Annotated in this window: 14 protein-coding genes, 1 tRNA gene and 1 riboswitch; of the genes, 6 read left to right on the forward strand and 9 right to left on the reverse strand. The window is 73.3% G+C overall.

The genetic code is table 11. From position 1 onward, the window contains the following. The first annotated feature begins 168 nt into the window (after positions 1–168). Positions 169–1,314, forward strand: coding sequence for an aminotransferase class V-fold PLP-dependent enzyme (locus ACIQUQ_RS34260; RefSeq protein WP_403983915.1), 1,146 nt, complete (start codon positions 169–171; stop codon positions 1,312–1,314). 94 nt (positions 1,315–1,408) lie between these two features. Here the strand turns inward: ACIQUQ_RS34260 and cobF are convergent, their stop codons facing one another. After that, on the reverse strand, positions 1,409–2,161 hold the full coding sequence (cobF, locus tag ACIQUQ_RS34265; protein ID WP_403983917.1) for a precorrin-6A synthase (deacetylating): 753 nt from the start codon (positions 2,159–2,161) through the stop codon (positions 1,409–1,411). A gap of 192 nt (positions 2,162–2,353) precedes the next feature. On the opposite strand from cobF, the gene ACIQUQ_RS34270 reads away from it, so the two are divergent. From ACIQUQ_RS34270 to ACIQUQ_RS34285, 4 genes are read left to right on the forward strand one after another with little or no spacing between them, the layout of a single operon-like run. Beyond that, positions 2,354–3,106 (forward strand): (Fe-S)-binding protein, encoded by a 753-nt coding sequence (locus tag ACIQUQ_RS34270; RefSeq protein WP_403983919.1) that lies wholly within the window; start codon positions 2,354–2,356, stop codon positions 3,104–3,106. Next, positions 3,103–4,581: a lactate utilization protein B gene (locus ACIQUQ_RS34275; RefSeq protein ID WP_403983921.1), complete on the forward strand. Its 1,479-nt coding sequence runs from the start codon at positions 3,103–3,105 to the stop codon at positions 4,579–4,581. The genes ACIQUQ_RS34270 and ACIQUQ_RS34275 overlap by 4 nt, the downstream gene beginning before the upstream one ends. Further along, positions 4,578–5,225, forward strand: coding sequence for a lactate utilization protein C (locus tag ACIQUQ_RS34280; RefSeq protein ID WP_403983923.1), 648 nt, complete (start codon positions 4,578–4,580; stop codon positions 5,223–5,225). The genes ACIQUQ_RS34275 and ACIQUQ_RS34280 overlap by 4 nt, the downstream gene beginning before the upstream one ends. 4 nt (positions 5,226–5,229) lie before the next feature. Beyond that, positions 5,230–5,622 carry a VOC family protein gene (locus ACIQUQ_RS34285; RefSeq protein WP_403983925.1) on the forward strand — a complete coding sequence of 131 codons (393 nt, stop codon included), beginning with the start codon at positions 5,230–5,232 and terminating at the stop codon, positions 5,620–5,622. Here ACIQUQ_RS34285 and ACIQUQ_RS34290 read toward each other — a convergent pair. Next, complete coding sequence (locus ACIQUQ_RS34290) at positions 5,619–6,173, reverse strand: DUF309 domain-containing protein (RefSeq protein WP_403983927.1); 555 nt, start codon at positions 6,171–6,173, stop codon at positions 5,619–5,621. The two genes, ACIQUQ_RS34285 and ACIQUQ_RS34290, sit on opposite strands and share 4 nt — an antisense overlap. A gap of 107 nt (positions 6,174–6,280) precedes the next feature. Here ACIQUQ_RS34290 and ACIQUQ_RS34295 point away from each other — a divergent pair. Continuing rightward, positions 6,281–6,354: transfer RNA gene (locus tag ACIQUQ_RS34295), tRNA-Pro, on the forward strand. 155 nt (positions 6,355–6,509) lie between these two features. On the opposite strand, the gene ACIQUQ_RS34300 is transcribed toward ACIQUQ_RS34295, so the two are convergent. The 7 genes from ACIQUQ_RS34300 to ACIQUQ_RS34330 all read right to left on the reverse strand — a co-directional run bounded on the left by ACIQUQ_RS34300 (position 6,510) and on the right by ACIQUQ_RS34330 (position 18,137). Then, positions 6,510–9,089 (reverse strand): SpoIIE family protein phosphatase, encoded by a 2,580-nt coding sequence (locus ACIQUQ_RS34300; RefSeq protein WP_403983929.1) that lies wholly within the window; start codon positions 9,087–9,089, stop codon positions 6,510–6,512. A gap of 258 nt (positions 9,090–9,347) precedes the next feature. Beyond that, positions 9,348–10,190, reverse strand: coding sequence for an ABC transporter ATP-binding protein (locus tag ACIQUQ_RS34305; protein WP_403983991.1), 843 nt, complete (start codon positions 10,188–10,190; stop codon positions 9,348–9,350). Continuing rightward, positions 10,160–11,257, reverse strand: a complete 1,098-nt coding sequence (locus tag ACIQUQ_RS34310; RefSeq protein ID WP_403983931.1) for a FecCD family ABC transporter permease — start codon at positions 11,255–11,257, stop codon at positions 10,160–10,162. Before ACIQUQ_RS34310 ends, ACIQUQ_RS34305 begins: the two co-directional genes overlap by 31 nt. Beyond that, entirely contained in the window at positions 11,254–12,243 is a 990-nt protein-coding gene (locus ACIQUQ_RS34315) for an ABC transporter substrate-binding protein (RefSeq protein WP_403983933.1), read from the reverse strand. Before ACIQUQ_RS34315 ends, ACIQUQ_RS34310 begins: the two co-directional genes overlap by 4 nt. 217 nt (positions 12,244–12,460) lie before the next feature. Continuing rightward, a complete protein-coding gene (locus ACIQUQ_RS34320) occupies positions 12,461–12,904 on the reverse strand; it encodes an acyl-CoA thioesterase (RefSeq protein WP_403983935.1) in 444 nt (147 codons plus the stop codon). A gap of 71 nt (positions 12,905–12,975) precedes the next feature. After that, positions 12,976–13,201: riboswitch (cobalamin riboswitch) on the reverse strand. Between the two features lie 323 nt (positions 13,202–13,524). After that, a complete protein-coding gene (locus ACIQUQ_RS34325) occupies positions 13,525–14,073 on the reverse strand; it encodes a hypothetical protein (protein WP_403983937.1) in 549 nt (182 codons plus the stop codon). Next, positions 14,070–18,137, reverse strand: coding sequence for a polymorphic toxin-type HINT domain-containing protein (locus ACIQUQ_RS34330; RefSeq protein ID WP_403983939.1), 4,068 nt, complete (start codon positions 18,135–18,137; stop codon positions 14,070–14,072). Before ACIQUQ_RS34330 ends, ACIQUQ_RS34325 begins: the two co-directional genes overlap by 4 nt. Between the last annotated feature and the right edge of the window lie 314 nt (positions 18,138–18,451).

Here is an 18,451-nt window from a genome sequence, read left to right on the forward strand (position 1 = left end):
CCCGCCGGCGGCGCGCCCGGGGGGCCGGGCCCCCCCCCCCGGCCCCCCCCGCCCCCGGGGGGGGGGGGGGGGCGGGGGGGGGGGGCCGGGTCCCCCCCCCCCCCCCCCCCGCCGTGCATGATCACGGGAGCGCGGGGACCGCACCCCGCGACGACCTCAGGAGGCCCCGTGCCCGAGCCGCAGTCCCCGTCCGAATTCCCCGGAGGGCGCGCCCTCTTCCGGCTCTCGACCGAGGTGTCCCACCTCAACCACGGCTCCTTCGGAGCCGTGCCGCTGCCCGTGCAGGAGGCACAGACCGCCTTCCGCGCCGAGCAGGACGCCGACCCCGACACCTTCTTCATCACCGCCCCCGACCGCGTGGCCGCCGCCCGCGCCCGCGTCGCGGCCCACCTCGGCGCGGACCCCGAGGGCCTGGCCTTCGTCGCCAACGCCACCGAGGGCGCCAACACCGTCATGAACTCCCTCGCCCTCGCCGAGGGCGACGAGATCCTGGTCACCGACCACGGCTACGGCACCGTCAGCGCCGCGGCCGCCCGCCGCGCCCCGCTCCGGACCGTCACCCTGGACCCGCTGCTGCCCGACGAGGACGCCGTCCGCGAGACCGTCCTCGCCGCCGTCACCCCGCGCACCCGGGTCGCCGTACTGGACCACATCAGCTCGCCCACCGCCCGCCTGGTCGCCGGACCCCGGCTGCTGGCCGAGCTGGCCGAACGCGGCGTGACCACCGTCGTCGACGGCGCCCACGCCCCCGGGATGCTCCCCGACCCCCTCGCCGGCGGCGCGGACTTCTGGTTCGGCAACCTCCACAAGTGGGCCTACGCCCCGCCCGGCAGCGCCGTCCTCGCCGTCGCCCCCGCGCACCGCGCCGCCATCCGGCCGCTCGTGCCCTCCTGGGAGGACCACCACGGCTTCCCCCGCTCCGTGGAGTGGCGCGCCACCGACGAGTACACCTCCTGGCTGGCCGCCCCCGAGGGCCTGGACCTGCTGCAACGCCTCGACGCGGCCAAGGTGCGGGCGCACAACACGGCGCTGGCCGCCCACGGCAGCGCGCTGCTCGCCGAACGCCTCGGGCTGCGGCCGCTCCCGTACACCGAGGGCCTGGCCATGCGCTCGCTGCTGCTCCCGGCCGGCACCGCGCGGACCGTGGAGGAGGCCCGCGCACTGCGGGAGGAGATCGCGGCCCGGCTGCGCACCCGCGTGTTGATCTGGCCCCGCGAGGGCGGCGGCGGGATCCGGCTGTGCGGTCAGATCTACAACCGCCCCGAGGAGTACGAGCGCCTCGCCGACGGACTCGGTGAGCTCCTGGGCCGCTGACACGCGGGAGGAACGGCACAGGGCCCCCGCGCGGCGGCGCAACCGGGGGCCCTGTGCAATGTCACCGTGCAGTGTCACATGTCGGATTGAAGCGTCACGGGCGGCGCAGCAGGTACGTGTCCATGATCCAGCCCTTGCGGGTGCGCGCCTCGGTCCGCAGCTCCTCGATCCGCCCGGACACCTCGGCGAGCGGCCCGGACACCAGGATCTCGTCCGGCGTCCCGACGTAGGCCCCCCAGTAGATGAACAGGTCCTGGTCGAGGTACTTCGTGAACGCGTGCCGGGCGTCCAGCATCACCACCACGTCGTCCACGTCCTCCGGCCAGCCCTCCGCCAGCCGCCGCCCGGTGGTGATCTGCACCGGCCGGCCGACCCGGTTCAGGTTGGTCCGGTGCCGGGCCAGCAGCGCGGACACGCTGCTGATGCCGGGCACCACCTCGTGCTCGAACTCCACCCGGCCGTGCCCGTGCACCTCGTCGAGGATCGCGAGCGTGGAGTCGTACAGCGACGGGTCGCCCCACACCAGGAACGCGCCCGTCTCGCCCTCCGCGAGGTCCTCCGCGATGAACCGCTCGAAGATCCCGGCCCGCGCGCTGCGCCAGCCGTCCACGGTCGGCGCGTACTCGGCCGGAGTGCGGTCCCGGTCGGGGTCCCGCCCCTCCACCAGCCGGTGCCCCGGCCGGGCGTGCGCGGCGAGCATCTCCCGCCGCAGGTCCGTGAGGTCCGCCTTCTCCTCACCCTTCTCCAGGATGAGGAACGCGTCCGCCGCCCCGATCGCCTTGACCGCCTGGAGGGTCAGGTGGTCGGGGTCGCCCGCCCCGATGCCAATCACAGAGAACTTCTTCACCCGGCCGAGTCTGCCCCATGCACCCCCGGCCCCGGACACCCGGGGCAACCCCCGCCGGACATCCGGGCGACCCCCGGCGGGTCCCCGCAGGGTCCCCGCCGGCCCCCCGCACGGCATCCGCCCGCGGACACCCCCGCATCCGGCCCGTGGACACCCCGGCCCGCCGCACGCCCGCTCGCTATGCTCCGGCCCATGCGCGTCGCCCTCTTCGTCACCTGCGTCAACGACGCGCTGCACCCCGGCACCGGCACCGCCGTCGTCCGGCTCCTGGAGCGGCTCGGCGTCGTTGTCGACTTCCCGGCCGCGCAGAGCTGCTGCGGACAGCCGCAGTACAACACCGGCTACCGGCACGAGACGGAACCCCTGCTCCGCCGCACCGCGCACGCCTTCGCCGGCTACGACCACGTCGTCACCCCCTCCGGATCCTGCGCGGCCATGCTCCGCGAGCACTACCCCCGCATCGGCCGCCGGGCCGCCGAGGAGGGCCGCGGCACCGAACTGGCGGAACTGGCCGCGGACCTGGCGCCCCGCACGTACGAGCTGACCGAGTTCCTGGTCGACGTGCTCGGCACGGTCGACGTCGGCGCGTACTACCCGTACACCGTCACCTACCACCCGTCCTGCCACGGCCTCCGGAGCCTCGGCCTGGGCGACCGGCCCCGGCGGCTGCTGGCCGCGGTGGAGGGCCTGGACCTGCGGGAGCTGCCCGGCGCCGCGGAATGCTGCGGCTTCGGCGGCACGTTCGCCGTCAAGAACCCCGACGTCTCCGCCGCCATGGCCGCCGACAAGGTACGCGCGGCCCTCTCCACCGGCGCCGACGTCCTCTGCGGCGCGGACAACTCCTGCCTCGCCCACCTCGGCGGCACCCTGCGCCGCCAGGGCGCCCCACTGCGCACCCTGCACCTGGCAGAGATCCTGGCGAGCACCCGGAAGGACCACCGATGAACGGCGGCACGTACCTCGGCATGCCGGCCTTCCCCGACGCCGCCCGCGAGGCCGTCCGGGACACCACCCTGCGGGCCAACCTCCGGCACGCCACCCACACCATCCGCGACAAACGGGCCCGGGCCGTCGCCGAACTCGCCGACTGGGAACGGCTCCGCGCCGCCGGCCGGGCCGTCAAGGACCACACACTCCGCCACCTCGACCACTACCTGCTCCAGCTGGAGGAGGCGGTGACCGCGGCCGGCGGCACCGTCCACTGGGCCGCCGACGCCGACGAGGCCAACCGCATCGTCACCGGCCTCGTCCTCGCCACCGGCGAGCGCGAGGTGGTGAAGGTCAAGTCGATGGCCACCCAGGAGACCGGGCTCAACGAAGCCCTCGAGGCCGCCGGCATCGCCGCGTACGAGACCGACCTCGCCGAACTCATCGTGCAGCTCGGCCACGACCGGCCCTCCCACATCCTGGTCCCCGCCATCCACCGCAACCGCGCCGAGATCCGGGACGTCTTCCGCGCCGAAATGGGCCACTGGGGCCGCCCGGCCCCCGAAGGCCTCGGCGACACCCCCGCCGAACTCGCCGAGGCCGCCCGGCTGCACCTGCGCGAGAAGTTCCTCCGGGCCAAGGTGGGCGTCTCCGGCGCCAACTTCATGGTCGCCGAGACCGGCACCCTCGTGGTCTTCGAGTCCGAGGGCAACGGCCGGATGTGCCTCACCCTCCCCGAGACCCTCATCTCGGTGGTCGGCATCGAGAAGGTGGTCCCCACCTTCCGCGACCTGGAGATCTTCCTCCAGACCCTGCCCCGCTCGTCCACCGCCGAGCGGATGAACCCGTACACCACCATGTGGACCGGCACCACGGACGACGACGGCCCCCGCGCCTTCCACCTGGTCCTGCTCGACAACGGCCGCACCGACACCCTCGCCGACCCCGTGGGCCGCCAGGCGCTGCGCTGCATCCGCTGCTCGGCCTGCCTCAACGTCTGCCCCGTGTACGAGCGCGCCGGCGGCCACGCGTACGGATCCGTCTACCCCGGCCCCATCGGAGCCATCCTCAGCCCCCAACTGCGCGGCACCGGCAGCGAGATCGACGCCTCGCTGCCCTACGCCTCCACCCTGTGCGGGGCCTGCTACGAGGTCTGCCCGGTCGCCATCGACATCCCCGAGGTCCTGGTGCACCTGCGCGAGCGCGTGGTCCAGGGCGGCAATGTCACACGTGACGGTGTACGGGTACAAATCCGCCCCGCCCGCGGCCACGCCGCCGAACGCGCCGCCATGCGCGCGGCCCGCTGGACCTTCGACCACCCCGGGGCCCTCCGCGCCGGCGAACGCCTGCTCGCCCGCACCCGCCGGTTCCACCCCCGCCGCCTGCCGGGCCCCGGCCGCGCCTGGACCGACACCCGCGAGCTCCCGGAACTCCCGCCCGAGTCCTTCCGCGACTGGTGGCGCCGGCACGACCACGGGGGAGGGGACGCATGAGCACCCGGGAACGCATCCTCGCGCGCATCCGCCGCGCCCAGGGCGAGACCGGCCCGCCCGGCCCCGCGTACGCGGCGGACGTCCCCCGCGACTACCTGCGCGTCCACGGCACCCGCACCCCGGCCGGGACGGCGGACCTGCTCGCCCGGAACCTCGCCGACTACCGCGCCCTCGTCCACCGCACCGACGAGGACGGCGTGGCACTCCTGCTGGCGCGACTGCTCGCCGCCCACGGCACGGAACAGGTCCTCGTGCCGGCCGGCCTCCCGGCCCACTGGCTGGCGGCCGCCGACGCGACCCGCGTCCACGAACGCCCCGCGCTGACCCTGCACGACCTCGACCGGATCGACAGCGTCGTCACCGGCTGCGCCCTCGCCGTCGCCGAGACCGGCACGCTCGTCCTCGACGGCGGCCCCGGCCAGGGCCGCCGCCGCAGCACCCTCGTCCCCGACCACCACGTCTGCGTGGTGCGCGTACCCGGCCAGGTCGTCGACTCCGTCCCGCAGGCCCTGGAACGCCTCGACCCCACCCGGCCGCTCACCTGGATCTCCGGCCCCTCCGCCACGAGTGACATCGAACTGGACCGAGTGGAGGGCGTACACGGCCCCCGGACCCTGGAAGTCGTCCTGCTTGCGACAGACTGACCCCATGTCCGCACATATCGCCCTGACGGCCCTCGTCGTCCTCGACTACGACGAGGCCATCGACTTCTACACCCGCGCGCTGAACTTCGAGCTGGTCGAGGACACACCGCGCCCCGACGGCTCCCGCTGGGTGGTGGTCCGCCCGCGCGGCGCCACCGAGGCCGCCCTCCTGCTGGCCCGCGCCAAGAACGACGAACAGCGCGCCCGCGTCGGCGACCAGACCGGCGGCCGGGTCGGCTTCTTCCTGCACACCGACGACTTCGCGACCGACCACGCCCGGATGACCGCCGCGGGCGTCCACTTCCTGGAGCAGCCGCGGCACGAGCCGTACGGCTCCGTCGTCGTCTTCGAGGACCTCTACGGCAACCGCTGGGACCTGCTCCAGCCCACGAACTAACGCCCGAGCCCCCGGGGCGGCCCCCCGCCGCCCCGCAACCGCGGAGCCTCGGCCGCCGCATCCACCACCCCGGCGCCCGAGGCCCCGGCGACCGCATCAGCGTGACCGGCGGCCGGGGCCACCCGCGCCGCCAACTCCCGCGCCCACCCGACGAGCCCGTCCAGATCCAGCCCGTACGGCCATCGCTCGCCCGGCAGCTCCGCCAGCCCCGCGGCACCCCGCAGCAGCAGCCGGGCCCCGCCGGTGGCGTTGCCCCGGGCGGCGTGGGTCAGCCCCACCGCCAGCTGGGCCAGCGCCCGCCACAGCCCGGCCTCGTCCGCCGGCCCCGACTTCCAGGCGTCCTCGAACACCTCGTGGGCGTGGAACGGCATCCCGGCGTCCAGCAGCCGCTGCGCCTCCCGCACCGTCTCCTCCGGGGCCCGCACCACCCCTTCGGGCCCCCGCGGCACCCCCTCCGCCCCGTACGGCAGCGGCCTGCCCAGCCCGTCCCGCGGCCGCGCGCTCCGCGCCCGCCCCTCACCGTCCCGGTCCCGCCCGTCGCTCCGCTCCACACCCCCATCCTGCCCCGCCGGGCAAACCGGTGCTGGCGCACCCCCCGACGTGCGGTAATGTTCTTCCTGCACGCCGCACCAGGGGGAAGCCCCAGGTCAGCGAGCATCGGGACGTGGCGCAGCTTGGTAGCGCACTTGACTGGGGGTCAAGGGGTCGCAGGTTCAAATCCTGTCGTCCCGACTCGAAAGAGTCGTGGGCCGAGGGGCCGTTTCAGAGTCATCTGGAACGGCCCCTCGGTCATTCTCGGGGACCAGTGCGCCCAACGCCCCGGCCGCCGCCCGGACGCTGCCGCGGCCGCCCCTGAGGGCGACGGCGGTCAGCGGGACAACTGCGGTCTAGGAGGGGGCACTGCCGGCGGCGGGCAGGACCTGTTCGGCCCAGATGACCTTGCCTTCCGGTGTGTACCGGGTGCCCCAGTGCTCGCTGAGCTGGGCCACCAGGAACAGTCCGCGGCCTCCCTCGTCCGTGGTTGCGGCGTATCGCAGATGCGGGGCGGTACTGCTGCCGTCCCACACCTCGCAGGTCAGAGTGCGATCGCGCAACAGACGAACGCGAACTGGCGCGGCGGCGTACCGTATGGCATTGGTGATGAGCTCACTGAGGATCAGTTCCGTCGTGAAGGCGAGTTCCTGCAGGCCCCACTCCTCGAGTTGCCCGGCCGCGTGGGCGCGTATGGCACCGACCTCGCTCGGGTCGAACGGTACGTCCCACTCTGCGACCCGGCCGGGGCCCAGCGTCCGCGTCCGGGCGATGAGCAGCGCGATGTCGTCGGCCGGCCTGCCGGGGAGAAGGGCGTCGAGCACGGCGCGGCGGCTGGCCTGCGGGTCCCGGACGGGGTGGCTCAGCGCCGTGCGCAGCTTTTCCACACCCACTGAAATGTCCCGGCTCCGCTCCTCGACCAGCCCGTCGGTGTACAGGACGAGCTGACTGCCTTCCGCCAGGTGCAGGTCCATGGCCTCGAACGGCATGCCTCCCAACCCCAGCGGGGGGCCGGCCGGCAGTTCCGAGATCGTCGTCGTGCCGTCCGGCGCGACCACAAGCGGTGGCATGTGCCCCGCCCGCGCCATGGTGCAGTTCTGGGAGACCGGGTCGTAGACGGCGTACAGGCAGGTCGCGCCCAGCACACCGCCGTCGTCCGAGGGCGTGCTGTCGCCTTCCTGGTCCATGCGCTGGACGAGGTTGTCGAGACGGGCGAGGAGTTCGTCGGGCGGCAGATCCAAGGAGGAGAAGTTGTGCACGGCCGTGCGCAGCCGCCCCATGGTGGCCGCGGCGTGCAGGCCGTGCCCGACGACGTCTCCGACGACGAGCCCGACGCGGCTGCCCGGCAGCGGGATCACGTCGAACCAGTCCCCGCCTACTCCGGACTGGGCGGGCTGGTAGAAGTGCGCGACGTCCACCGCGCTCTGCTCGGGCAGATCCTGCGGCAGCAGGCTGCGCTGGAGCGTCACGGCGAGATGGTGTTCGCGGGTGTAGCGGCGGGCGTTGTCCATGGTGACCGCGGCGCGGCCGACCAGCTCCTCGGCCAGGGACAGGTCGTCCTCGTCGAACGGTTCCGGCTTCTGCGACCGCCAGAAGTTGACCACCCCGAGCACGACGCCCCTGGCCTTCAGCGGAGCCGCGATCAGCGAGTGGATCCCGTAGTCCACGATCGCCGATGTCCGCGGCGCGTCCTGGGCGTGCCAGCCCGGCGCGTCATGGAGATCGGGCACGAGTTCGGCTGTGCCCGTGCCGTATCCGCGGGCCTGCGGCGTGGACGGCAGGAACTCGATCAGGCTACCGAGTGGATACAGCGGGTGATCGGAGCGGATGCCGCTGACCGCCGTGCGCCGCATGTCGGCGCCCGGGCCGGGCTCGTCGCCCTTCAGCACCGGGTCGGCCAGGTCGACCGTGACGAAGTCCGCGAACTGGGGAACGGCGACGTCGGCCAATTCCTCCGCGGTGTGGACCACGTCGAGGGTGCTGCCGATGTCACCCCCGGCGTCGTACAGCAGCTTGAGCCGCTTGCGGGCCGTCTCCGCCCGGCTGCTCAGGAGCTGCATCTCGGTGGAGTCGCGGATGGTGACCGCCGAGCCCTGCGGGCGCGTGGGCCGCTGATTGACCACGAGCAGCCGGTCCCCGGCCTCCAGCACCTCGTCGGTGGCCACCCGGCCGGACAGCAGCAGTTCCGCCATCCGGCGATCCATGCCGACCTCGTCGACGGGGCGTCCTTCGGCGTCGTCCGGCAGGCCGAGCAGCCGTCCGGCCTCGTCGTTCGCCAAGAGCAGTCGTCCTTCGCCGTCCGTGATCAGCACCCCTTCGCGGACGGAGTGGAGCACCGCGTCGTGGTGCTCGTACATGCGGGTCATCTCCTGCGTGCCGAGCCCATGGGTCTGGCGGCGCAGTCTGCGGCTGATCAGCGCCGTGCCGACGGTGGCCAGGGCCAGACCGATGGCGATGACCAGGAGGATGACCGGAAGCTGACTGTCGGCGATGCCGGTCACGCTCTCCACCGTCAGACCGGCCGAGACCAGGGCGACGACCTCGCCCTCGGGCGAGGTGACCGGGACGATCGCCTGGATCTCCTTGCCGAGCGGCCCGTCCACGCTCTCGGTGTGCACCTGGCCGGCGAGTGAGGGCTCGATCGTGCCGACGAATCGCTCGCCGATACGGTCGGGCTGGGGGTGGCTGTAGCGGATGCCGTTCGTGTCCATCACCACGATGAAGTCCACGCCTGCGTCCTTGCGGGTCTCCTCGGCGAGGGGCTGCAGGATCGCGGACGGGTCCGGCGACCTCAGCGCATCCTGCAGGCCCAGGGAGTTCGCGAAGGTCTGAGCCACGGACACCGACCGGTTGCGCGCTTCACGGTCGATGTCGTACCGCGACTGCAGCACCAGGGCCAGCAGGGCCCCGGCGGCAAGCAGCACCACGATCGCCACCTGGAGGACGAAGACCTGTCCGGCGACGCTTCCGAATCTTCTGCCTAGGTTCGACCGCACCGGCACGCCGGGCACGAGAGACGAGACGGGCTCACAACCCCAGTTGTAACACCTCCTTGCGGCCACGGCCCCCGGCGTTCACGCTACGCATCAGGGCCGCGACACAAGGTTCCCACCGCTGCGGGTCAAGAAGATGGGCGAGTTCCGCGCCCCGGCCGCCACCCCGCGCACGGACAACGGCACCCGGCTTCTCATCCCTCAGGCCTCACCGGTCCCTCTTTCGTCGCCCGGCAGGATGCTGACGAACGGCACCCCGGTGCGGGGATGCGCCATGACTTCGGCTTCGACCTCGTACACGTCGGACAGCAGCGGGGCCGTGAGGACCTCCTCGGGCCTGCCGGTGGCGATGATCCGGCCGCCGGTCATCACGCCGATGCGGTCGCAGAAGGCCGCGGCGAGGTTCAGGTCGTGCAGGGCGACGACGGCCGTGACGCCGAGCCGCCGGACGAGCCGGAGGGCGTCCAGCTGGTGGCGCAGGTCGAGGTGGTTGGTCGGTTCGTCCAGGACCATGGTCCCCGCGCGCTGCGCGAGCGCGCGGGCGATCAGGACCCGCTGCTTCTCCCCGCCGGAGAGCCGGTCGAAGGGTGCGTGGGCGAGTGCGTCGACGTGGAGTTCGGCCAGGGACCGCGTGATGATGGCGCGGTCGTCCGCGTCATCGCCGGCGAAGGCCCGCTTGTGCGGGGTGCGGCCCATGGCCACGACGTCGTACACGGTCAGCTCGAAGTCCCCGGAGGTTTCCTGCAGTACGGCCGCGAGCCGCCGGGCGAGCCGCTTGCCGGGCATCCGCCGGACGTCCTCGCCGTCGAGCAGCACCCGGCCCGCCGAGGGGCGCACGGCCCGGTAGAAGGTGCGCAGCAGGGTGGACTTGCCGGCGCCGTTGGGGCCGACCAGGCCGACCACCTCGCCGGGTGCCACGTGCAGGGATGCCCCGTCCACGAGGGTCCTGCCGTTCACGCGGACGCTGACGCCCTCCGCGTCGAGACGACCGGGTCCCCCGGTCGGTCGCTTCGTCACCGTGCCGCCTTCCGTCGCATCAGCCAGAGGAAGAAGGGGCCGCCGACCAGTGCGGTGAGGATGCCGACGGGTACCTCCTCGGGGCTCATGAGCGTGCGCGCGGCCAGGTCGGCGGAGATCAGGAAGGCAGCCCCCAGGAGGGCCGCTGCGGGCAGGGCGCGGCGGTGGTCGGCGCCCACGAGGAGCCGTACGACGTGCGGCATGATCAGTCCGACGAATCCGATCTGCCCGCTGACCGCGACGATCGTGCCGATCATCAGGGCCACGAGCGTGAACAGGGCGCCGCGGAAGCGGTGGACGTCGAGTCCGAGCGCCGCGGCAGCCTCCTCCCCGGCCAGCAGGAGGTTGAGCGGACGGCAGACGCCGAGGAGGACGGCCGTACCGAGCAGGACCGCACCGGCGGGGATCCACACCGTGGTCCAGGTGGTGCCGGCCAGTCCGCCGAGCATCCAGCGCAGCGCGGACTGCGTCTTGTGCGGGTCGTTGGAGGTCACGATCAGGAAGCTCGCCAGCGCCGACAGCACCTCGGCCGTGGCCACGCCGGCCAGGACCAGCCGGACCGTCGTCATCCGCCCGCCGGAACGGGCGAGGAAGTAGACGGCGACGAGAGCGGCCAGGGCGCCGCAGAACGCGGCCACCGGCAGGGTGAACAGCCCGAACGTGGTCAGGCCCAGGACCAGGACGAGCACCGCACCGACCGACGCGCCGGACGACACGCCGAGCAGCATCGGATCGGCCAGCGGATTGCGGACCAGGGCCTGGAGCGCCATGCCGGCCACCGACAGGCCCGCGCCGACGGCTCCGGCCGGCAGGACCCGGGGCAGCCGGACGTCGACGACGATCGTCTCGCGGACCGGGGTCCACGTGGGCTCGGCGAGGGCGGGGTGCACGCGGTGCAGCAGGATGCCCCACACCTGACCGGCGGGGACGCTGATCGAACCCGCGGCGATGCCGGCCGTGACGGTACCGGCCACCAGGACGCCCAGGAGGCCCAGCACGATGCCGTAGGGGATTCCGGGGCGCCGCGCGGAAGGCGGCCGGCCCTCCTCGCGAAGGCCGGCCTCCCCGGCCGCCGGGGCCTTCACCTTGGTCACCGGACGCGGCCCGGGTGCAGCTGCTTCGCCAGGGACTCCACCGCCGCCGGCATCCGGACGCCGAGCACCGTGGAGGCCAGGGGGAGGACCGCGAACCGACGGTTCTTGATCGCAGGCACGTCCTTCAGCGCGGGATGCGCCAGCAGGAACTTCTTCTTGTCCTCGACGGACTGGTCGCCGTAGTCGTAGATGACGACGGCGTCGGGAGCCCGCTGCGCGACCTGCTCGAACGACACGTCGGCGAAGGCCTTGTCGAGGTCGGAGAAGAGGTTCACCCCGCCCGCCCGCCGGATCATCTCGTTGCCGATGCCCTTGCCGCCCGCGGTGAACGCGCTCTTGTCGCCGCTGTCGTACACGAACAGCTTCACCGGGATGACCCCGGCGAGCCGGGCCTCCACCCGGTCGAGGGTGGCGTGCAGCTTCCCCAGCCGCGCCTCGGCCCGCTCGGGCACACCGAAGATCCTGGCGAGGGTGCGGATCTCCTCGTCCATGGAGGACGCGTCCACCGGGCCGGTGGGGCATTCCTCCGTGTTGAGGTGGGTGTTGATCCCCGCCTTGGTGAAGGCGGCCCGGCTGCGGCCCTCCTTCTCGTCGAAGGTGGAGGACCACCCGCCGTAGACGAAGTCGGGCTCGGCCGCCAGGAGCGCTTCGAAGGAGGGGTACTCCTTCGAGAGGACCTTCACGCCGCCGTACGCGGCCCGGTACTCGGGGAGGATGCTGTCGTCCAGGTAGCCCGTGCCCACCATCGACCTCTCCAGGCCGAGGGACAGCAGGACCTCGGTCGCGTGCTGGTTCAGCGAGACGGCGCGCTGCGGCGGCCGCCGGTACGTGGTCTTCACCCCGCAGTTGTCGATGGTGACCGGGAAGCCCTTGGCGGGCGGACCCGCCGGCGACGCTGCGGAGGGCGTGGCGCCGCCCCCGCAGCCTGACACCAACAGAGCCAGGGCAAGGGCGGAGAGTGCAGGTTTGGCGTGGTTGCGGGGCATGGATGGTCCTCTCACCGCAGATGGATCGGGCAAGCCGCCCAGGGGTGCAACGGGCCGGCACGGGGCGGGGAGGGCTCGCGGGGTGCACGCGAGGGGGCACGGCGAACCGGCGCAGCGCCCCGTGGGGCGGCGCGCGGCGTCCCCGCCCGACCGTGGGAACGGCGTGTGGGCCGGCCGCTGCACCGCCGGTGGAACGGCGGGGGGAGCGGCCGGTCGCCTACGCGGGGACCGGCCCCGGTACGTCGAGGGCCGGGACGGGGCGCGGTCTGCCGTCCGAGTCGACCGCGACGAAGGTCAGGCGCGCGGTGGCCACTTCGGAGGCGGGGCCGGAAGCGTTCCAGCGTTCCGCCCGGACGGTGACGGCGACCGTCATCGAGGTCCGCCCGGCGCGCTCCAGCCCGGCGTCGACGCCGAGCAGGTCACCGGCGCGCACCGGTGCCAGGAAGGACATGCGGTCCACGGCCACGGTGACGGCGGGGCCGTCGGCGTGGCGGCCGGCCGCGGCGGCGGCCGCGTCGTCGATGAGCTTCATCACCACGCCGCCGTGGATGGTGCCGTACAGGTTGGTGTCGTGCTCGCTCATGATGTGGGCGAGCGTCACCCGGGAAGCGTCCGGGCTCTTGGAAGCGCACTCCACGGCGCCGGCGGTCCGGTCGGCCACGTCAACTCTCCTTCGCGAGTCGCGGCAGAAAGGCCCGGGAGGTCGTCCTCCGGGACCCCGCGCACGGCATCGGCCGGGCACGGGCAACGGGCAGGTCTTCGGACTCGCGGGCACGCCTGCCGGTCTCCCGGCGGGCACCTACTGGCCGTCGCTTCCCAGGACCTTGCGGTCCCAGTGCGTATCACGGCGGTCGTTCCCGCTCACCGCTGCGGGGCAGTCCCGGATTCCCACCGGGTTCCCTCTTACGACGCGTCCCGCCACGGAGGGCGGGGGCGAACCAGCTGCGCTCACACCCTACCCGTGACGGGACGGGCAGCGTTCCCGCCGGCCATCGGGTGGAGTCCTGTCGTTCCGGCCCTGCGGAAGCGCAGGTCGGAGGCCGGTCTCTCACAACGGCCGGGACGGCTTCTGAGAGGGAAAGCCGGTCGGGGCGGGGGGGGGGGGTCACGGCGGCACCGGGCCCGGGGGGAGCGGGGGCCGGGGGGGTTGATACACCCCCCCCCTGGGGTGGGGGTGTGGGGGGGGGGGTGCCGGTACCCCCCCCCGGGGGGGGCGGTTTTTTGTGTGGAACGGCGGGCGGGCCGGTTAACTCTCACCCCTCCCCCGGGGCCCCACGTCTCTCACGGGAGCAGTGGATAGACCTCCCGCCACCTTGTGAGCTGCTTGGCCGTCGTGTCATCGGGCGGGATGAATTCGAGCAGCCCGAGCGCCGGCTTCAAGATCTCCTTGATCCTACGGAGAGCGGCGATCTCCCGCAGCTCGCGGTGCTGCCACCCGCGGGACATGCTCTCGGCCTCGTCAGGCGTCACGGTGATCTCACCGAGGCCGCCGGCCGCCTGCATCCGTGCATCGACCAAGGGGACCCCGGATACCTGCGGCACGCGGTGCAACAGAGCAAGCGTCAGGTTCATGCCTCGCAGCAGCGTCTCGCGGGGTGGGATCTTCCCGGACCTGTCGGCCGCGTGCCATGCCGATTCGACGGCATTCGAGTAGAACTCCCATTTCCGTGGATCGATTTCCACCGCATGCTCGATCAGCCCGTCGGCCAGTCGTCCCATGACGGCGAGCCACGTGTGCACGTCGAGTTCGGCGAACCGCGGGGAACCGTCGGAGAACCGGATGGCCAGTTCGTCCAGATCCAGCGCACAGAGTTCGTCGGCGTAGGTCACGGGAAGACGATCCCATGGTTGGCGAAGGCCCGGCGCCCGATCTCCAGGCTTCCCAGGGACGGCCTGAAGTGCCCGCTGTGGTTGTTCAGCTCGGTTCCGAAGTAGGTACCGCTGAAGCCCACGACCATGGCCTCTCCCGCAGCCAGCACGGGCTCTCCCCGGCTGAGAACGGAGTGGTAGATCTCCTGCCCCTGGACCCTCTTCGGCACCACGACGAGCGTTCCGTCCTGAAGGACGGCCCACTTGATCATCTCGCCGTCGTCGATCGCCCTGTCGAAAGCGGCGGTTCCGGGGACCGAGGGTGTCACGCCGAGCCTCTCCGCACTGCGCAGCTCCGCGGCCAGGGCGTCGGGCATCTGGTTGGGGAACGGACCGCACAGCTCATCGTCGTTGTGGACGAGGACCGGCGTGCGGCCGGCCAGCACGTAGTACGTGTGGAGGTCGTTGACCGTGAGGTTGTAGGCGGGCTGGAGGCCCTTCCAGTGGCTGACCTTGCCGATCTGGACGGTGGTGCCGACGGGGGTGCGCAGGGCGTCGCCGACGCGGAGGTCGGCGGCGTCGGTCCAGCGCTTGCGGTTCTCCACCCAGTACGGGTGGTGGTCGGTCGAGGTGAGCGGGGCGGCCGACGCGTTGCCGGCGAGTTCGATGTCCGTGAAGTCGCGGTCGTCGGGCGTGTGGATGGTGGCTTCGACGGTGCGCGGACCGGTGGTGCCCGTGAGCGGATCCGTGGCCGTCACGAGGTCGCCGATCACGACCTGCTCGATGGGCTTGGTGGTGCCGTCGCCCATCAGGACGGGCGTGCCGGCGGGGAAGCTGTTCTTGCGTCCGCAGGCGGGCGCCTTCTTCCACAGGCTGGACAGCTTGTCGAAGAGGTCCTTGGCCTTCGGGCCGTACTTCTCCGACCAGCGGGCGGCCTTGATCGGGGCGGCGCCCCAGCCGAGGACCGGGATCGCGGAGGCGCAGGAGAGGGCCGCGTCGACCCACATGCCCTCGCGGCCGCTGGGCGCGAAGTGCTCGATGGTGCCCTCGATCGCGTACAGGCCGCAGTTGGCCAGGTCCGCGATCTCGCCGAGGCCGGGGAAGAGGCCGAGGATGTCGAGGCTGATGTGGAGGACGTCCATGGGGTGGACGCCGAACTCGGGGGCGAGGACCATGACGGGTCCCAGGGGGCCCTGGACGACGAAGCTGAGGGCGGCCATCCCGTAGGTGAGCCACTTCTGCTTCTTCTTGGCGGCCTCGGCGCGCTGCCGCTCCTGCTCGGCCTTGACGTACTGGTCGTGCATGTAGCGCTGGACCGTCGCCTCGTACTTGCCGCGCGCGTCCTGGGCGCTCATGCCCGCGTTGCGGGCCGAGTCGTAGGCCTGCTGGGCGGCCTGGTACGCGCTCACCGCGTACTCGGCCGCGGTCTCGGCGGAGGCCTGCGCGGACGCCGCGGAGTTCGTGGCGCGCTGGGCGCTGCGGGCCGCGTCGGCCTCCGCGGTGCGGGCCTTGGCCGCGGATGCCGCTGCCGCCGAGGCGGAGGCGGAGGCGCGGTCGGCCGCGTCCTGGGCGTCCTTGGCGAAGCCGGCGGCCTTGTCGGCGTAGCCGGCGGCGGTCTGGGCGTGTCCCTTGGCCTCGTCGGCGTAGCCCTGGGCGTTGGACGCGGCCTGGGCCGCTTCGTAGGCGTCCTGGTAGGCCTTGGCCTCGATCTTGGCGGCGTCGGCGATGATGCCCTGGATCTGCGCGACGTGGGCCGCGTTGAGCTCGTCGCGCCGCTTGGCCCGGAACTGGCCCGAGACGATGAAGGTGCGCAGCTCGGTGTCGGGGCTGGCCAGTGCGGTCTCGGCGGCCGCCTTGACCTCCGGGGTGCCGCCCTCGGCCAGGCCGGCGGCCTTGACGCGGTCGTCCTCGATGCGGGCCTGGTGCTGGCCGGAGAGCAGGAACGCGGCCAGGGCCTTGGGGTCGGCGCTGTCCAGGGCTGCCTTGGCGGCCTCCTTGACGCCCGTGCCGCCGGCCTCGGCGATCCGGGCGACCTCGATGCGGTTGTCCGCGGCCGCGGCCTGGTACTGGCCGGTGGTCACGAAGGCGTGGATGGCTGCCGCGTCGCCCGCGAGGGCGGTGGTCGCGGCGGTGCGGACGTCGTCGAGGGGGGAGTTGACGGAGAGCTGGAAGGCCGTCTCGCGGTCGTCCTGCTCGTCGGCCTTCTTCCAGCCCGTCGCCGCGTACTCGACCACCGTCGCGTCGTCGCCCGCCAGGGCGGTTTCGGCGGCGGAGCGGCCCCACGGGCCGCGGATGTCCAGCGCGGTCAGCGCCAGCTTCCGGCCGGTCTCCACGATCTGCTCCGTGCCGGCGCCCGGCTGGGCGGCCTGCTCGGCCAGGGTCTTGAACTGGGCGTCGAGCTTCGCCGTCTCCTGCTGGATCCGGGCGGCCTCGGCCTTTCCGGCGTCGTACTTCGCCTTGGCGTCCCGGGCGTGGTTGACCTGCGTCCTGGTACGGGCGGCGACCTCCTCGGCCTCGGTGGCGCGGGCCGCGGCCTGGACCTCCCCGGCCTTCTTCACCGCGGCGCCGGCGGCCTGGGCCGCCTTCATGGCCTGCTCGGCGTTGAGCTTCGCCTGCGTCGCGGCCTTCTGCGCGTCGTTGGCGTACTGCGCGGCGTTGCGCGCTGCGGTGGCCGCGTTGCGGGCGTGCGTGGCAGCCGACCGCGCCGCGGTCACGGCCTCGCGCGCCTGCGTGGCCGCCGCCGCCGCGTTCTGCTGCGCGACCTGGGAGGAACGCCTGGCCTCGGCGGCGTGGCGCCGCGCGGAGTCCGCGGCGGCCTTGGCCTCCTGGGCGCTCAGCCCGGCCTGCTGTGCCCACTCGCCGGTCGTCTCCGCGTTGGTGGCGGCCGTGGTCATGTCGTCCACGGCGCCGAGCGCGGCCTGCAGGGCGGCGTTGGCCTGGGTGAGCGTCTTCTGCAGCGCCTCGGCGGAGTCGGCGATCTTCTCGGCCTGGACCGCCGCGGCGTCGGCGTCGGCGGCGGCCTTCTCGTTGACCTTGCCGGAGGCCGCCGCACTCCATGCGCGGCCCGCGGCCTCGGACGCGTACAGGGCGGCCGTCGAGGCGTTGTGGGCGGCGATCGCCGCGGTCTGCGCGGCCGCGTTCGCGGCCCGGGCCGAGGCGATGGCGGACCGGGCGGCCGATGCGGCGCGCCGGGCGGACTCGGCCGCCCGGCGTGCCGCGTTCTTCGCCCTGACGGAGTCCTTCTCGGCGGCCCGCATCTCCTCGGCCGCCTTGGCGGTCTCCTCCTTCGCCAGACGAGCGGCGTTCTTGGCCTTCTCGGCCTCCTCCTGCGCGCTCTTCTTGGCCTTCTCCGCCGCCACGCCCGCGTCCGCGGTCTGCTTGGCCAGCTCCGTGATGGTGGCGTGTTCCTGGTCCTGCGCCCCGGCGATGTACTGCCCGTACGCGAGGAAGTCACGGACGTCGTCGATCGTGCCCTTCAGGGCCGCCGCGGCGGCACGCCTGGTCGCCGGGCCCCCGGCCGCCTCCAGCTGCGCGACGCGCACCCGGGCGTCGTCGTCGCGCTGGCGGAACTGTCCCTCGGCCAGGAACGCGCGGATGTCCTCGGCGGACCCGCGCATCGCCTTGTCACCGGCCTCGCGCAGACCCGCGCCACCGCCCTCGGTGATCCGGGCCGCCTCGACCTGCTCGTCCTGCGCCAGCGGCGCCTTCCAGCCGTCCTTCATGAAGGCGGCCAGGTCCTCCGGAGTGCCGGCCAGCGCCTGCTGGGCCGCCTCCCGCAGACCCGGACCCGCATCCGTGACCAGCTTGAGCGCGGCCTCCCGCAGGTCGAGGTCCTCGGCGACCTTCTGACCCGTACGCAGGTACTCGGCCACCTGCTCGTCCTTGCCGGCGAGCGCGGCACCCGCGGCGGTCCGCACCGCCGGGCCGCCCGACTTCCATGCCTGCAACACCTGCTGACGCGGGGTCAGCTGCGGCACGGACTCCTCCGCGACGGCGGGGGCCGCGGAGACCAGTCCGGCGAGCAGGGAGAGGGGCAACAGGACGCGGGCGGCCGTGCCGGTCGCCGTGAACGTACTCCCCCTCAACGCGCCGCGTCGGCTTCTTCTCTGACGCACGATTGGAGACTTCCCTTGGTCGGTGGCGGCGCAGTTCTGCGGGCAGCAGGCGGTGGCCACGGCCGTGACCGGCGTGGCTGCGTCCGTTCCGTGCGGCAGGACTGCGGGGCCCGCCCGCCGCCCCTGACCTCCCCAGGCAGGGCGGTGGCGAGCCGGAAAGTTCGAGACTGAACAGGCCCCCATGCTCCCGGCGTTGACAGGGGTCCACACCGGGCGAGGCCCAAGAGTGGCACATGTGCGCTGAGTTGTCGCCCCTGGCTGGGATCCACTTTAGTGAAAACAGC

Origin of the sequence: Streptomyces sp. NPDC101118, from assembly GCF_044759445.1 — a bacterium.
GTDB lineage: Bacteria > Actinomycetota > Actinomycetes > Streptomycetales > Streptomycetaceae > Streptomyces.

Excerpts from the sequence above, each read along its gene's own strand:
- ACIQUQ_RS34270 (WP_403983919.1), top strand. The coding sequence starts at position 2,354 with ATGCGCGTCGCCCTCTTCGTCACCTGCGTCAACGACGCGCTGCACCCC.
- ACIQUQ_RS34275 (WP_403983921.1), top strand. The coding sequence starts at position 3,103 with ATGAACGGCGGCACGTACCTCGGCATGCCGGCCTTCCCCGACGCCGCC.
- ACIQUQ_RS34280 (WP_403983923.1), top strand. The coding sequence starts at position 4,578 with ATGAGCACCCGGGAACGCATCCTCGCGCGCATCCGCCGCGCCCAGGGC.
- ACIQUQ_RS34285 (WP_403983925.1), top strand. The coding sequence starts at position 5,230 with ATGTCCGCACATATCGCCCTGACGGCCCTCGTCGTCCTCGACTACGAC.
- ACIQUQ_RS34315 (WP_403983933.1), bottom strand. The coding sequence starts at position 12,243 with ATGCCCCGCAACCACGCCAAACCTGCACTCTCCGCCCTTGCCCTGGCT.